General features: G+C 66.3%; 2 protein-coding genes and 1 riboswitch. Both genes read left to right on the top strand.

The features are described 5' to 3' along the window. Nucleotides 1-189, top strand: a riboswitch (cobalamin riboswitch). This riboswitch is flagged as partial in the annotation. A 154-nt stretch (nt 190-343) separates the two neighbouring features. Then, complete coding sequence (locus GPA21_RS19820) at nt 344-2,395, top strand: ribonucleoside triphosphate reductase (protein ID WP_281355974.1); 2,052 nt, start codon at nt 344-346, stop codon at nt 2,393-2,395. Between the two features lie 29 nt (nt 2,396-2,424). Then, on the top strand, nt 2,425-2,569 hold a 145-nt coding region (gene nrdD, locus GPA21_RS21225; RefSeq protein ID WP_168989791.1), incomplete at its 3' end, for an anaerobic ribonucleoside-triphosphate reductase.

Here is a 2,569-nt window from a genome sequence, read left to right as displayed (position 1 = left end):
CGTTGATGGTTCCCCTTCCGGGGATTGAAAGGGAATCCGGTACCGGGTCGATGACCTCAAAACCGGAGCTGCCCCCGCAACTGTGATCGACGAGCGCTTCGTCACCCGTGCCACTGGCTGCTGTCCGGGAAGGCCGACCAAGCGTGTCCGAGTCGAGAGCCAGGAGACCTGCCTCAACGTCTTTCCACCAACGATGGGGCGGGGTGTCCCCGGAGAGAGGTTCGAGCATGTTGCTGGTCGCCGTGCGCAAGTCGTCCGTCACGACGGGTCCTGCCCGAGGCGAAACCCGCCCGGTATTGCTCCTGCGTCTTCGGTTCTCCGCCCCCCGACCAGGAGAACCGCTTTGTACTCGAACGAATCCGAAAGCGTTGTAGACCGCAGGCCGAACGCGGCGTCGCCAGCGCTGCCCGCGCGCATCGTCAAGCGCGACGGTCGCGACACCCCTTTCGAGCCGGCGCGTATCGCCTCGGCGCTGACCCGCGCTGGTGCCGCGTCCGGAGAGTTCGACGACGACGAGGCGCAGCTGCTGACCGCTCGCGTGCTCAAGGTGTTGCGCCATCGCCATGGTGGTTCGGCGCCGAGCGTCGAGCAGGTGCAGGACGTGGTCGAACAGACCCTGGTCGATGCGAACCATCTCGCCACCTTCCGCGCATACGTCGCCTACCGCGACCAGCACCGGCGCCTACGTGAGGACCACCGTACTTTGGTCGACGTCGCCGCCGCGGTGGACGAATACGTCGGCCGCTCCGACTGGCGCGTGCGCGCCAATGCGAACCAGGGCTACTCGCTGGGCGGGCTGATCCTCAACGTCTCGGGCAAGGTGGTAGCCAACTACTGGCTGTCGCACGTGTATCCGCCCGAGATTGGCCAGGCGCATCGCGACGCCGACCTGCACGTACACGACCTCGACATGCTGTGCGGCTACTGCGCGGGCTGGTCGCTGCGCCAGTTGCTGTTCGAAGGCTTCAACGGCGTGCCGGGCAAGCCGGAAGCGACGCCGCCGCGGCATTTCTCCAGTGCGCTGGGGCAGATGGTGAACTTCCTCGGCACCCTGCAGAACGAATGGGCCGGGGCGCAGGCGTTCAGCTCCTTCGACACCTACCTCGCGCCCTTCGTGCGCAAGGACGGGTTGTCCTTCGAGGCGGTGCGCCAGGGTCTGCAGGAGTTCATCTACAACCTCAACGTGCCCTCGCGCTGGGGCACCCAGACCCCGTTCACCAATCTCACCTTCGACTGGGTGTGCCCGGAGGATCTGCGCGAGCAGGTGCCGGTGATCGGCGGCGAGGAGATGCTCTTCCGCTACGGCGATCTGCAGGCCGAGATGGATCTGATCAACCGCGCCTACATCGAGGTGATGACCGCGGGCGACGCACGCGGACGGGTGTTCACCTTCCCGATCCCGACCTACAACATCACCCCGGATTTTCCGTGGGAGTCGGACAACGCCGAGCGCCTGTTCGCGATGACCGCCAAGTACGGTCTGCCGTACTTCCAGAACTTCCTCAGCTCGGACATGAAGCCGAACCATGTCCGCTCGATGTGCTGCCGCCTGCAGCTCGACCTGCGCGAGCTCCTCAAACGCGGCAACGGGTTGTTCGGCTCGGCCGAACAGACCGGCTCGATCGGTGTGGTGACGATCAACTGCGCACGCCTCGGCCATGTGCATGCGGGCGATGAAGCGGCGCTCTTCGCGCAGCTCGACCGCCTCGCCGACATGGCCCGCGACAGCCTGGAGATCAAGCGCAAGGTCGTGCAGCGGCTGATGGACGACGGCCTCTTCCCCTACACCCGGCGCTACCTTGGTACGCTGCGCAACCACTTCTCGACCATCGGGGTGAACGGCATCAACGAGATGGTGCGCAACTTCAGCCGCGGCGAACACGACATCACCGATCCGCAAGGCCACGCCCTGGCGCTGCGCCTGCTCGACCGGCTGCGCGACAAGATGCGCGACTACCAGGAGGCGACCGGTAACCTCTACAACCTGGAGGCCACCCCGGCCGAAGGCACGACCTACCGCTTCGCCAGGGAAGACCGCAAGCGCTGGCCCGGCATCCTGCAGGCCGGCACCGCGGAGCAGCCCTACTACACCAACTCCTCGCAGCTACCGGTGGGCTTCACCGACGACCCCTTCGAGGCGCTGCTGCGCCAGGACGACCTGCAGACCCGCTACACCGGCGGCACCGTGCTGCACCTCTACATGCGCGAGCGCATCTCCACCCCCGAGGCCTGCCGGCAGCTCGTGCGCACCGCGCTCACCCGCTTCCGTCTGCCCTACATCACCGTGACGCCGACCTTCTCGATCTGCCCGAAGCACGGCTATCTCGCAGGTGAACACGAGTTCTGCCCCAAGTGCGACGAGGAACTCCTCGCCCGCCGCGGGCAGGCCCACTGATTCTCTTACCCACAACCTAAGGAGCGACCATGTCCCCGACTACCGAACACCTCCCCCTGCAGGACCACGAACGCCAGCGCTGCGAAGTCTGGACGCGCGTCATGGGCTACCACCGCCCGGTGTCCGAGTTCAACGCCGGCAAGCAGGGCGAGCACGCCGAGCGGTGCCACTTCA

The sequence above is a fragment of the Azoarcus taiwanensis genome, assembly GCF_012910885.1.
Classification (GTDB): Bacteria; Pseudomonadota; Gammaproteobacteria; order Burkholderiales; family Rhodocyclaceae; genus Azoarcus_F; species Azoarcus_F taiwanensis.
Note: the sequence above shows the minus strand (reverse complement) of the source record. Positions and strands in the feature narration are given on the sequence as shown.